Below are 13,491 nucleotides of genomic sequence, written 5' to 3'. Positions count from 1 at the left end.
CAATGAGCTTATTTCTCTCTAGTCACACACATGTTTTAATGCATAGTCGACCAGATCTGCTTCGAAGCTAATGATGACTTCTATGTGCTTGCAGGCTGAAGCCATGGCTCCTAGTACTTTTGCCTGGATCAAGTAGCCATCCTCATCTGTTTGATTTGCTTGACCATATAAAACCGCATTGTTGACCACGGCAGTCAATAAAGCTTTATTTATTGGGTTGTCCGGCCATGAGGGGGCGACAGTAGCGCGTGGAATGATTTGTCTTTTGCAAACACGAAAGTGTTGATCATGGCCCTCTGGTGATCGAATTGATACAGCGCTGCAGTCTCCATTTTGCCCAACATAGACTACTTGGGATAATTGGCCATTAAGAATGCTTTCCTGGGTCTGATGACTGAGGGCCACGGCCATTACTGCATCATCGAGTGTGGTGGCCTGCGCGTAGCTCGCCAAACTGATGCCCAGGATGGTCAGTGGTAGCACCTTGCGAAGGAGTCCGATACGACGAAGCGCCATGATCAACATCACAGTTCACCGTTGCAGTTGATCAGTGGTAGTCCATCAACTCTGGCTCTGATGGCCTTGGCGTCGGCTTTGCTAATCCCTAGTTGAGCCCCCGGTAAGGCCACGGCTTTGACTCCCGCGGCAAAGGAGCGAACAAGCTCTGCATTGACCGCACCGTTGGCATCGGAACGAATTAGCTTGAATTTAAGAGTCCCCTCGGATTGACCAAGATATACGACTGACAAGCCGCAAAGAGGAGCATCGGTTTTCTTGGCCAGATTCAACGTGAAACTACCCTTAGCGACTGTAACCTCTTCTCGAGTGAGGTAGGTATCAGACAGAGTGCTGAAGGTCCGGTTGAGTACTGAGCCATCTTCGGCCAACGCAAAATAGCGATCTTTCTTCAAGAAGGAACTAGTCTGTGGATCGGTCTTCACCAGGAAATAAGTCTTGCCCGACACGTCGCGGATACGTGCCCCTGGGATGACCTTATCACCCGTCTTCAAGTTCAATGTGGCATCTCCGGTCGACAGGCTGAGATCCTGGGTGATTAGGACGCTCGGTAGCTGTGTCGTGGGGATGTAATGTACTTCCAACAAGTTATCGCCAGCAGTGGCTGTGCGATTGATACCAACAGTAGCCCCTTCCACATTGATGCCCCGATGCGTTGCTGGTTGTATCGAAGCCGTAGCCAGCATTCCGCTGAATGGTGAGTTCGTTAAGATCACATTGGCGGCGCTGGCTGCCATGGAACAAAGCGCCAAGGTGGCGCCGACTAGCGCGGGCGTAGCCATGAGCTGCAAAGGAAGAAATTTTGCCGCTTGGTGTTGGATGGTTGATTTGCGCATCACGATTTCCCTTGGCATCAATCTGAGAGCGGGTTGTAAAAATTGGAGCGCCCGCAGAGCTTCAAGCAAAATGCTAATCATGGTATGTAGAATCGCGGTATGAAAAAACGGACATTCTCAGAATGTCCGTCAAACCTCATCAGTGTGCGTTAGTTGCTGTTTTTGCAGCCAATGTTAAGCGCCGGCGCCTTGAGCTTGGCCTTTCTCAGGAAGAGCTGGCCGAGGCGGCAGGCGTACATCGTACATATGTAGGGATGATCGAAAGAAGCGAGAAGAACGTCACCATCTATAATATTGAACGGTTTGCGATGGCGTTAGGCGTTGAGGCTGCAACTCTGTTAGAGAAGCCTTAGCAGGCCTGCCCTTGTTGCCCTGCTAGCGCCTTGCTTCACATGGCGTATTGGCAGCCAGAGCCGGGGCTGCTGTCAGAATGGCACCAGCTCGGCCAGGAACATCCCCTCGCAAAACTGCCTGAGACCGGTCGTTCGGCAGCTAAGGCGCGATGGCAGCATCGTATGTCAAGACATCGCCTAGTTACGCGGCCGTTGCAAGCATGGGAAAGTCTATAGCGAGCAACGGTGACTAAGCTGCAATCGCCAAGTCCTGCTTCCAGTCTCTGACCTGAGTGTTTGCTACCGAGTCTCCGTTGGCCGTACGCTCCAGCTCTACAGTGATCAATCGGTCCCCTTCGAAGGCTGGGCTTAGCTCCAGGCAAAGGTAGTCGAAGAGGGGTTTTTCGTGAACAGCAATGATCACCTGGCGTCCATGCTGCTTGGAGAGTGTCCGCAACAGCGCAGCGAACTGCGAGATGTGAACTTCATCCATGCTTTGCACCGGGTCATCAATGATCAGCCACGGCAGCTGCGGCTTCACGGACAGGTGGAGCGCCAGGAACAGCGTCAGCGCGGCCGTGTTGAGATTCCCGGCGCTGAGCATGGCCCTTGGATTGCCGCCTTTGCTGCCATCTCGGTAGTGGGTCTCTAGCTTCGCTTCGACGTCGCCCCTAGTCGCCTGGGGCAAAGCGAAGGCGGGGATGAAAGGCTCATCCGGTGCCAGGCGGACGAAGAGGTCTCGCCATGCCGCATTCAAGGAATCGTTGAACACCTGGCCCACAACACGGGAACGCTCTGCCTGAGCGAGCTTGAGAAGCTCGCGCGCCTGTTCCATCGCTCGCTCCCCAGCTTCCTTTGCCGCGTGCAGGCCTCGACGAGCAGTTCGGCGCTCCAGCTGCCGCTCCTTGATGGCTTCAATGTGCTGCTGCTTCAGCAGTAGTTCCCTCAACACCGCCTCGCCATCACGGCGCGCAGACTCTTTCGCCGTCAGCCGCTCCAACCGCGCAGATACTTCAGCCAGGAACCGCTGCAGCGCCGCTTGCAAAGGCTCGCTGGCACCAATGGGATCCATGGAGAGCACCGTGGCATACCGACCAGCAGCGTCTCGAATGGCTGCTGATTGCTGATCTCCGGCGCGAGCCGATGTCAGAGCTTGCGCGGCGTTGGCAGCTTGCCCGAACAGGGTTTCGCCAGCCTTAGCTTCCGCTTCCAGGGACTTCAAATCGTGCAAGGCCTGCTCAAGGGTTGCAAGCCTTTGCCCGTATTCCGTTCTCGCTTCGGCCGTGAGCACTTGCGCCTGAGCGACACCGATCTCTCGATCTCGGGCTGCGACGGCGCTCACGGTGTTCGCCCGCTCCCGTGACAACGCTGAGAGAAGGCCCGCAGACTGAGTCAGGGACGCAATCCGAGCCGTGAGATGACCCAGCAGCGGCGAAGACGAAACCTCACCGAAGTCCCGACTACAGACCGGACATTCTTCGGTGTGCACATGTGGCACCAAAGCGGACAGCGCCTGCGCAAGCTGGCCGGCCTCGCCCGAATGCTGCACGATCTGCTTGTCGATCTCTTCCAGCCGTGTGGCGAGGCCTTGCCGGTCAGTCTGAAGTGTCGATATCTGCTTCTGCGCTGTTTGATCCTTGACTTGAATCTGCTGGCATCGCGCCACCTCATTGGACACGACCCGCTGGGCATAGGCGCGAGCGTACTCAGGGCGGTTCTGAATGGGGGACGGCAGATCAGAGAAGTAGCCACCGAGCTTGTCGAACAGCTCCGTCATACGCTGGCCGCTGGTGCCCAGCCAAGCCCGTAGTGCCACGTCTGCGGCGCCGGCGGCCGTTTCGATGGCAACGCGCTGGTCGGCAGCCATGGCAGATACCCCCTTCTGGCTCTGCGCAACCGTGTCGTTGAGCTCCCGCCGGAGCTGCGTTAAGCGTTGCAGCTCCGGCTCCTGTGACTGCTCCTTCAACAGGTCAAGCATCGCCAGCGCCGAGAGGCTGGCAACTTCTGGCCAGTGCGGTATGAGTCGCTCCCGTGCCGACTGTATGAGCTGCGTTGCCTGCCCCTCGGTGGAAGTTAGCTCTTTGGCCAGGCGGCTCAATTCGTCATCCAAACTCGGGAGTTGCTCGCGCATGTCCCAGAAACTCACGGCATGACCGCGAAGCCGGCGAACATCGCGGGCGTCGTACAAGCCGTCGATAAGGGCGTCCAGCGCATCCAGCCCGAGCAGCTCCTTGACGAATCGCGTCAGTGCTGAGCCATTCGCCGATTTGTCCTCGTAGAGCTCCAACAGCCTCGTCAGTGTGGATTGCGCCAAGTAGCAGCGCTCCGAAAAGTGCCTTGTCAGGACGGGATCGAGCGCCGCTTTGCCAGTGAACTTGTGGCCATGGATATCAAAATGCCCTGTAGGAAACTCGACACCAAGCCCGTTGACGCCGATCGACACCGAGCCCTTCTTGGACATCGCCTCCTTATGAACCAGATGCTCCTGAAACCGCGGGTCCAACCGAGATAGCGATGCCAGGTTGCCGGTCAGGCCAAGCTCCATCGCCGTCAACAAGCTGGTCTTGCCAGCGCCATTGCGACCATGGATCAGCACGACAGGGCTGTCCATAGGGACCGTTACGGTCCCTCGAAGACTGCGGAAGTCGGTAGCCGTGAGTGACGTGATGCGCGGTGTCATTTGTTTTTCTCCTTGGCCTGGACGGCAGCGGCGTCGATGATTGAGTACAGCTCCTTGCTGACGGCGCGCTCCCCTAGAGACGCAACATCGATCAGCTTCCTGGTGGTCTCGTCCAGGTTTTGTGCGGCGGCGTAGATGCGGGCCAAGGAGTTGCCCGACACGGACTCAGGCTCAGGCAACGACAGGGGCAACAGCACAGCCAGCCAGTTCTTGAGGACTTCGTCGCCATCGTCCCCGGTGATGTTGCCGGTAGGAAGGACCCGGCAGACCCGGCCCAGTGACTCCAGCGCGGCAGCACTGGGACGAGGTCCGGTGACCACCAGGGTGAGCGAGCGTGTGGAGGCTGCGATGTCCAGCGCGCGCGCCACGCCGTCGACCTTGCGGGTCAGCTGTGCCTCACTCTCGCTTGCAATGTCAGCGACGAGGATCAGTTCGGCCGAGCTCTTCGCCTTCACGAACGCGGCCGGAAACTGGAACTTCAGCTCGCCGACTTGGAGCCCACTGGCAATCCGCTGATACCCAGCGTTCTCAAGCGCCACCGTGACACGGCCCACTGGCGTTGAATCAGTCATAGCGCAAGCTCCTGTCGGAATGCTTCATACAGCTCGTCAGTGGTGGTGGTGGTCTGCAGCAGGGTCGATATGCTGACCTCGCGCACCTTCGGTAACCCGGTTCGCCCTGCGGCCCCCCTTGGGGATCGAGTCATTGGCACCGCCAGCTTCTGAGACTGGATCAAGAGGGGGCCTTCTGTTTCCACTAGGTGGCCCTCGCTGCGAAGCAGCGCGGCGCCTGCCGCGCTGGCCGTCAGGTACACCTTGGTGCGAGCCGCTGCTGCACCTTTTCCGGTGACTGCCAGCACCCCCGATTCCCTGTCCAAAGCCTCGGCTTCCACGGTCCAGTCATCGCGGCTCAAGCCCATTCCCACCAGGCCAAGTGCAACGGCCGCCTCGCGTAACCCGAGGGCCCCCAAGGCGGGATTGCCCGGGAGGGCCGTCACGACATCATTCGTAATCGGCTCAAACCTGACATTGGGGAGTTCGATTTGGCCGTCACGCAGCAACTTACAGGCGCGGCCGAACCGATCGAGGAGCGCATCGATGAAGTCGATCTCCGGCCCCGCCGCATCTGCCAGGTGGTTGCGAAGCGACACGATGCCGGCGCACAGATGTTGACGCTCCGCAAGCGGAAGCGGACCTGGAGCGAGATGGATCAACGCCTGCAGCTTTCTCGACCACACATCCAGCAGCAGCGCGGTGAGCAACCGCTTTGCGTATGCCTGGATGCGCGCTGCCTCAAAGACTGCCGTCAGGTTGGCTGGCGTGATTTGGTCGCGGTAGACGTTTTTCAGGAGTGATCGCTGGTCCATGCCCAGTTCTTGCTCCGAGAACACATAGCTCGGGGGAGGATCGCCAAGCTGCCACGTCAACTCGTTAGCCGCCTTGTTGAAGATTCCCTGGATATTGGAGTCCTGAGCTGAAATGTAGGGAAGAAAAGTTAGTGAAAAAAGCCTCCCTTGTCTGGTAAGGCTTTTTTCACTTTCTTGTCGGTGTAGCAAGACTGATCAGGTGCAGAGTTCCTGCAAAAAACTAACTTTTCTGCGCAGTTGTTGACAAAATCTGTTGGTCAAAATGTCCCGAACTCTGAAGTGGCCGCAAAAAGTTACCATGTATGACTGATGTCTGGAATGGTTGCATCTTGTTAAAGGAAACCTATGGCTACCGCTCTACCTGATTCGAAAGGCTCAAGGCATGTCAGCAATCATGAAGAGTTCGGTCTTCAGCCAAGAATCCAAAGTTGAAATTCTTACAAAGTGGGTCTGCACAGGGTAGGGCGGGTGAACCATCCAGTAGTAGATGTCCCTGCTGACATAGAGCTCGACATAGCGTTCTGGAGCGCTGGCGGGCTTTGGCCATCCGAGAAGCTCCAGCATCCGGGTTCGGTGCCGCTCCAAAAAGGCACCTCTGCGGAGTACCTTTCCGATCTGCCCCTTGTCGTCCTCCTTGCGCCCAAATATCTTTTCGCGCATCCGGCGACTGTCCTTCATTGTGTATGCCGGCTGGTTGTACTTGCACTCGACCGCGACCAAGAGGTTGTGGTCAGGCCAATACGCGAGGACGTCGAAATCGCCAACATCTTCGAATCCTTCGGCTTGAAACCTCCGGTAGAAGTCGATGCCCCGCGCGACAAATGGAGCATGCCGAGAAAATATTTCTTCACTGTGGAGCTCCAGCCGCTTCTCGATGCTAGCCTTTACTCGCCGAACAGCCTGTTCGATGTTGGGCCAACCGAAATCGGCAGGCAGGTAGCCATCGCGTACCGACGACATCCAATTGAACATGCAGCGACTCGCCGCCTCCGCTCCCCAGCGCAACTCATCACCGACCCGCACAAGTGGCCGGATGGCGTATCGGTGAGCTCGCTTGCTGTGCTCCCAGTAGGGCACCTCCACCTCTTGAACGTCCCGGCCTGCGAGGTGTAGAAGCCCGGTCTCTGAGAGGGTCAGGAATGCAACGATGCGCTCGGCCTTCTCTTTTCCAAGGTCCTTGATATCGGAAGCAAGCTTCTCTGCCAGCTTGTCTGGGCTGGCGCCGTAGGAAAGCGAAAGCTCCTTGGCGAAACCGCGGCGCTGAGCTTGGGCCAGCACGGATATAGACGTGAACAGGTCCGACGGGTTGAACCCAAGGTCGGTCTCAAAAGCGTTATTGAAATCGGCTGACTCTAACAAGGCCGCCGATTCTCCCTCAACCACGTCCTTGCGGTTTTCACCCAGACCAAGACGTGTCTTGGCGTACTCACGTGCGAACCGAGCTTCCCGGTCGTTGGAACCGTCGGAGTAGAAGATCTCCGGGATAAACGAATCGTCGATGGTGATACCTGCAACATCGACCCCGTTGTGGAGGACGTCGCTCGCTCCGGCAAGCGACATGAGCCAGTCAACTCGGCCTACCAGTTCGCGCAGCACATCGGGAGTAACCTCGCTGGGTCCAGATACCTGGCTGCTAATGGCCTTCTCCAGCAGATATCGATAGTGACGAGCTACAGTGCCGTACTGCTGGCGCGCCTCTTCAATAGCGTCGACTCGGTCGTAGTCCACCTCGTGCGACAGGCTTTGGCGGGCTCTTTCAATCCGCTCTCGCTCGGTCGCTAGAAGCGCATCGTGCTGTTCGATGCAAGCTCGAATCAGCTGAAGGCGGTCAAGCTGAGCGAGTCGCCCTTCGATGCGAAGCCTGAACTGGGCGCTGGCTAGGTCAATCTTCTCTTTGGCCTCCGACAGCGTGTATTGGCCTGGTGCCAAACCCTGGTCTCGAATCACTTCAGCGAGTTGCTTACGAGCCAGTTTGTAGTCCGACATCCTCGGAATGATCACTGATGGGTGGTCGGGAACGTCGACGCGCCGATTGGCAACCCGCAGCGTGTATCGCGCAAGCTCACCCGACGTTGAAAGAACCGCTCCCTCCAGCCCCTCTGGCAGCGACATGCCAAGGGCGTCGTGGCTTTTGCGAATCGCCTCCACAAGGCACTGCACCTCGAAACTCCCATCGGTAGCGTCGCTCAAACCTGCGAGCACCGCACGAACATTGATATCAAAATGAATGACTGCAGTTCTGCCGAAGCTTCCTTTGGCGGTAGTTACGACCGGGCCTGCATTCTTAGGCGCGCCAGAGTTCGCTTCGTCATCTCCGATGATGGTGTTGGACGCACCGCGTTTGCAGACAAACAGAAGATGGTCCAACTGGAACAGCGGTGCGTCAGCCAGTAGCCCACGGCACCTGAAAGAGCTATCAGCGAGGATCTGGATGAACAGATCGACCATGCGCCCATCTTCCAGAGCCAGATCGTCCTTGATTTCCAGCAAGGCTTGAACGGTGCAATCGCCGACGAGAGTGGAGTAGGCGATGACCTTGCTGCTGCGCGAGCTCATTACGATGACGCCTTCGGTCCCTTCGCTCAGTCGCCATGCAGATGTATGGTCAGGAAAGACGCGAGGGGCCCTCGACCAGAACTCAGCGAGTGTTTTGAATCTCGATGAGGTTCCCCAACTCGGGTCAAGGCTGATCATCGTTGGTTCGACGGCGCCATCAACCAGAACCTCGTCCGCGTCGTTGAATGAGGCGAACAGATCGGCAGGACCGCGGGAGAAGGGAGTCAGGGTCGACTGGTGTCGATCGCAAAAAGTCCAATAGCGCTGTAGATCCTCCAGAGTCTGAAGGCCGTCGAATATGGTGATGAAATCCGCAAGCGGCAGGAGTCGCAACGGTTCGTCAGGAAGGTTGAGGAGCCCCGCCGAGGTAGCCGCCAAAGTAGGCACTAGGATGATGTGAAGCTCATCGGTTGATGGGCCATTGATGCCATCCTTCGAGAGCAGGACCTCTGGACCTTCAACAATCTTAAAGCGAATGTTTTTTACCTGCTGGGCCTTAGCAAGAACGGTGGCTGCGATCACTGACTGCTTGTCGAGTAGTTCATGATCGCAAGCGCAAATAAGATACACACCTGTCGCCGTGGAAGTCACGCTGCTGATGGGAAGCTCTCTGCACACGTCGCTGTCGAGAACCAACATCACCGGGCCTGGCAGCGTGTTGTCAAAGCGCTCGAAGACATACCTGCCCAGCCTTCGGTGCACCTCAGCACTAACACCAGATGCGTTCTTCTTTGCCCAATGGTCGACGACCGTTCCCGGAGCACTTCGTACCGCCATCGGATACCAGGTCCCGGTGATGTTGACGCCCAAGAAGGGAACTGCATCGCCAGTGAATGCTGCGTTGCCGAACGAGTCCCACGTCAGCGGCGCTTTATAGCCACCGACTTGCCCGTCGAGAGAGCTTCCCGCGCGTCGGCGCCAGGCAGCACTCTGTTGATCGATGTTTTGCAGAGCGTCCGTGCACGGGAGCCAGAAATCTTCTGGGGGAAGCTCTACGTGGCCACATTCCGCATCGACGACAGCGGACTGCGCGAGGTGTGGAATAGCTTCAATGATCAGTGCCTGCAGCGCGACGACCAAGTCCATCTGAGCCAGGGCGTCGGGCACATCAGCATATGTGATTCGAAAGGCCTCAATGAAGTCCGGCACTCGCTCGATGCTACTACCATAGAAAACTGGTACGAACCGGCCGCCGAGGTCCGCCCTGATCTGTCCCCAATCCGCTTCAGGAGAGAAGTCTTCAAGTGTTGAAAAGTGGGGTAAGGTCGCATAAAGAGCTTCAATAAACTGTTGGAAGTCGGTATAGCTCTCGATTCTTCTACCGCCTCGGTCCTCGAGCGGGGTGTCCAGGAATACGCACCAGACGAATGCATGTTTGACCTGACTGCCTGCATTCGCCGGCCAGAGTTCGGACACGCCAATCGCAAGCGCTACGTCTGCGGCGTCGTACTGGCGGAGGAGTGCACGGGCCTCCCTCACTTGGGCGAGGAAGGTGTCCTTCACCTGTGTGCGTTCGCCAAAATGGTTGTGTAAGCTGATCATCTGGCGAAGTAGCAAATCAGAATTCTCTACACTCTTGGCAAGTCGACGCTCGCGCTTCTCTCTGGACTTTCTACCCACGAGACCTCCTTGTGAAAACTCAGCTGCTGGCGAATTCTGGCTCTGACGGCGCAGTGGAGGCAATAACGACTGCTTTCAGGGGAGTCAGTTACGGGCGTGGACGCCCGCTTCGGGTCGATGCGGTCTGTTCAGTTGCATTAATTAATAGGCTAGGAGCGAGAGCTTATGCTGTATTCAAGAAGGGAAATAACTCTGTCTTGTTTTTGTAGCATTGCAAAAATTGAAATATTTAAGCAATAGAATGCAAGTAATAAAAACACTAAAGAATTTATCCAGTTTTGAATAATGGGGAATTTTGTTAGGCTAAGATATAAAACAACTAAGCTGGATATGGCCGGCATGAAGCCAATTTTCTCAACTGATCCTGAAATAAGTGAGCTTCGTTTTTCAAGTGCTGTACGCTGGTTTTTGTAATGAATAAGGAGGTGGCTTAAAGTGGCAGGGTCACATTTTGATAGCAGCTCTACATGTTCTATATCGAAGTTGTATGTTCTCTTTACTAGACGTAGAAATTGTGCGTGCGGTTTTTTTATCATTTCCCAAGCAAATGGTATTATTGAGCCAATTACTATTAGTTGGAGGACTAGGCCCGTTAGCTGTACTAACAAACTAAGCGTGAAGGTAGTATTGAGTAGCTCACTGATGGGGAAAAGGTATGCTGCTCCAGCAAAGATTAGCATGACGATAAAGCCGGAAATAGCATGGGAGAGAATCTTTTTTCTAAGGCCTTCTAGAAATTCCTCATGCTTGTTCATGGGCGGTTGTGGTGGATTTTTCTCCATAATTTTTTCGATAATGGAGAATGCTTCGTTTGTTTTTTGTTGAAATTCATTTGTCATGCTGGGGGTCATATTTTTCTCGCTTGATGAATAAAAATATATCCGATTAGATCGGTAGGCTGGAAATGTCGGCCGTCGCAATCAATGGCAATGTTGTCGTAAGGCATGGCTGTAAGTGAATCAAGATGGTTGAGTTGCTGATTCAATACATGTTCCGTTATACCCAAATTCTTCCGCTGGTCGAGCGGTGTCTTGTTATTCTGATGCCCAAATTCAAATTCAGATTTTATTGATGTGTAAATGTAGGGCGAGCACGCCGATGCTAGGATCGCCAGATTTTGACTCAGACACTCTTTGGTAATTGCCATGTGGAACTCTATCTCAGGCGCTTATGGCCCCTTAAATCGTATTTCCTCAGCTCTCCCATTTTCCATAGCCCACGCTTGAATGACTGTGTTGAGCCAGGGTAAGTAGCCTCCTTCCCCTAGGGTTCCATCGGGAAAAGGTTCATGCTGTTCTGATGTTAGGAGGGCTGTGATCAGCTCTTGCACACGCAGAGCCAGTGCATCATCTTTTGCCACGGTAAGGTAAGCATTTAAAGGTTTGTTTTTGGACTCTTCTTCTCCGCCAAGGAACCTTTCAAAGTCTGGGATGCTGATCCTGTGGCGAGCTGCAAGATCGACTGCGCGGGCATTCAGGATTGCATTGTGGATCTTTTCGTTCTCGGTCCACATGCCGTTCTTGTCTCCGTTCCTCTTGAATGGCGAGTCAATATCGTGAACGATACCGAAGTCGATCTTGAAGTGCGTCATCACTTTGATGAGTGGTACCAGAGTTGCCTTTCCCCGTGAGCGAATGACCGTGACTCGATCCATCAGCCCATGCTGACGCTCAAGGATTGATGACATGAAAACTGCGTGCTCTGTATCGCCTTCGACCAACACTGGATAAGACCCGAAGAACACTTCTGAGAAGCTGGGGTCGATGTGCTGTAGAGCTTGGAGGCGTTCCTTGTCGTCAGCTTCAAACTCTATCAAATCGGACCGGTACGTCTTGGGTGTGACGGGGGCCGCTTCGTTATCCCCAACACGTTCGAGACGTACGATGGTGGTGTGATCCAGGAACGGATTGATGAAGTGGGGAGAATGGGTTGTCATAATGACCTGCCAATCGGGGCTTTCTGCTAACTCATACAGATGGCGCTGTGCTGCTCGTGCTGCCATTGGATGTAGCGCATTCTCTGGCTCGTCGATCAGCAGTAGGTAGCCAGGAAAAGCTGGATCGTCAGGGCTGTCTGGAATTGGCGCTCCTCCATCGAGGGAGTCAAGCTGAGCTTTGAGTGTGGCGACAACTTCGTCCAGAGCGGGCTTGTCTGCTTCCTTCGCTTTCCCTTGTTTTTTCTCAGCTTCGCCAATCTCTTTCTCGAGTCGCTTCCGGTAGTCCTGTCGGACTTCTTTGTCTCGCGACAACTCGTTGTGAACTTGAAGCATTGACCAGAAGAGTGCGCGTCGGGCACCCGTACCCTGCTGGACAAGCGCTGTTTCGGCGGCACCATCTTGGACTTTGAGGCTTGATCCTCCTTTAATCAGATCACCAAGCTTCGGGACCAATGGGGACGCACCAATCTTTAGTCTGACGTCCAGTTGAGGGAACACGCCCTTGAAGCCAGTCGCGACACGGCTAGCGATGGTATTGAAATGCTCTTCGTGTGCGTCGCTAAGAATGTTAAGGTGATCAGATACGCTGGAGATCGCCTTGGAGAGATCGGATTCCGGGTTGATGCGCTCCTTCTCGAGGTCTGCAAGAAGTGGCCCTAGAGCGAGGGCTAGTAGCATCTCCTCGGTCTTCGCGGCATCATCTAGCGAGCCAATGCGTAGAGGACGTGGCAACCTGGAGTTGAAAACGGGATCTGCGCCTCCGGCTTTCCCTTCATCGGCCCATGCTCCGTCACCATCGGGTCCACCTGTTGGGTCCCAAGTCGTGCGTACCTTCTGGTAGCTTGGGCCTGTCCACTGCCATCGGCTTTTGACGATCAGTAGGCCATTTTTCTCAGTTTTCCATTTGGCATCGACATTTCCAATGCCCTCTGGTATATGCACCTCGAGCAATACTTCAGATGGCTGGTCTTCAGGAGCGTATTGGCAGCGATCCTTCGCTAGGTCGAAGGCGGCTGAGCCTTTGGCTAGCTCATACGCGCGCAAGATGGTGGATTTGCCGGCATTGTTTTTGCCGACTAAGCAGACCACGTTGTCTAGTTCGATTTCGACCCCGTCATTGCCGATACAGCCAATATTGCGTACTGTGATGCGCACTAGCTTGGAACGATTCACGACGGCCATTGAGCCTCCTCAGGGTACCCGGTTGGGCTTGGTGTGGATGCTAGGTTCTGAATTTTTGCTAGGAAGTCGGGTTTCTATGGTGAGAACTAAAAGCGGTATCTCCTGCAACTTCTAGCTGGTCTCGCAATTGTTAGGGGTGAGTCTTGATAGATGATAGTCTTTTTAGGATTTTGTCATGAATGGTTGTCGTCTGCCAATATGAAGCGATTTGGTGCGCTAGAAAGCAAAATATTTTCCAAGCACGAAACCCTCAAGCACGGTCTAACCAGGCGGGAGCTCGCATGCTTTACTAGACTCGGAGCAGTCAAGGTTATTGCTAGGAGTTTTCAGCATGAGCAGCATGTACAACCCTGCACACCCAGGCGAGGTGTTGCAAGAATGGCTGGAAGGCATCAGCGTGACGGAAGCTGCCCGTAAGCTGGGAGTGACCCGGGCCGCCTTGTCGCGGATCTTGCACGGCCACGCTG

11 protein-coding genes are annotated in these 13,491 nt (G+C 55.2%); 2 read left to right on the top strand and 9 right to left on the bottom strand.

The features are described 5' to 3' along the window. Positions 1-18: 18 nt before the first annotated feature. On the bottom strand, positions 19-525 hold the full coding sequence (locus C2I19_RS15795) for a hypothetical protein (RefSeq protein WP_233201222.1): 507 nt from the start codon (positions 523-525) through the stop codon (positions 19-21). Then, a complete protein-coding gene (locus C2I19_RS15790; RefSeq protein WP_146056842.1) occupies positions 525-1,352 on the bottom strand; it encodes a hypothetical protein in 828 nt (275 codons plus the stop codon). Before C2I19_RS15790 ends, C2I19_RS15795 begins: the two co-directional genes overlap by 1 nt. A gap of 122 nt (positions 1,353-1,474) precedes the next feature. Between C2I19_RS15790 and C2I19_RS15785 the strand changes: the two genes are divergently transcribed. After that, positions 1,475-1,705, top strand: a complete 231-nt coding sequence (locus C2I19_RS15785) for a helix-turn-helix domain-containing protein (protein WP_103903625.1) — start codon at positions 1,475-1,477, stop codon at positions 1,703-1,705. Positions 1,706-1,934: 229 nt separating this feature from the next. Here C2I19_RS15785 and C2I19_RS15780 read toward each other — a convergent pair whose 3' ends face one another. From C2I19_RS15780 to C2I19_RS15760, 7 genes are all read right to left on the bottom strand, one after another. Further along, positions 1,935-4,364, bottom strand: a complete 2,430-nt coding sequence (locus tag C2I19_RS15780) for an AAA family ATPase (RefSeq protein WP_103903624.1) — start codon at positions 4,362-4,364, stop codon at positions 1,935-1,937. Further along, positions 4,361-4,936, bottom strand: coding sequence for a hypothetical protein (locus C2I19_RS15775; protein WP_103903623.1), 576 nt, complete (start codon positions 4,934-4,936; stop codon positions 4,361-4,363). Before C2I19_RS15775 ends, C2I19_RS15780 begins: the two co-directional genes overlap by 4 nt. After that, a complete protein-coding gene (locus C2I19_RS15770; RefSeq protein WP_103903622.1) occupies positions 4,933-5,919 on the bottom strand; it encodes a hypothetical protein in 987 nt (328 codons plus the stop codon). The genes C2I19_RS15775 and C2I19_RS15770 overlap by 4 nt, the downstream gene beginning before the upstream one ends. A gap of 186 nt (positions 5,920-6,105) precedes the next feature. Continuing rightward, positions 6,106-9,906: a hypothetical protein gene (locus C2I19_RS15765; RefSeq protein WP_199181215.1), complete on the bottom strand. Its 3,801-nt coding sequence runs from the start codon at positions 9,904-9,906 to the stop codon at positions 6,106-6,108. A 149-nt stretch (positions 9,907-10,055) separates the two neighbouring features. Continuing rightward, entirely contained in the window at positions 10,056-10,757 is a 702-nt protein-coding gene (locus tag C2I19_RS21795) for a hypothetical protein (protein WP_146056841.1), read from the bottom strand. Continuing rightward, positions 10,754-11,053, bottom strand: a complete 300-nt coding sequence (locus C2I19_RS21790; protein ID WP_146056840.1) for a hypothetical protein — start codon at positions 11,051-11,053, stop codon at positions 10,754-10,756. Before C2I19_RS21790 ends, C2I19_RS21795 begins: the two co-directional genes overlap by 4 nt. A gap of 21 nt (positions 11,054-11,074) precedes the next feature. Next, on the bottom strand, positions 11,075-13,024 hold the full coding sequence (locus tag C2I19_RS15760; protein ID WP_103903621.1) for an ATP-dependent nuclease: 1,950 nt from the start codon (positions 13,022-13,024) through the stop codon (positions 11,075-11,077). A 331-nt stretch (positions 13,025-13,355) separates the two neighbouring features. Between C2I19_RS15760 and C2I19_RS22740 the strand changes: the two genes are divergently transcribed. Then, on the top strand, positions 13,356-13,491 hold a 136-nt coding region (locus C2I19_RS22740; RefSeq protein ID WP_146056839.1), incomplete at its 3' end, for a helix-turn-helix transcriptional regulator.

Source organism: Chromobacterium alticapitis, from assembly GCF_002924365.1.
Classification (GTDB): Bacteria; Pseudomonadota; Gammaproteobacteria; order Burkholderiales; family Chromobacteriaceae; genus Chromobacterium; species Chromobacterium alticapitis.
This window is presented reverse-complemented; position numbering and strand designations above follow the sequence as displayed.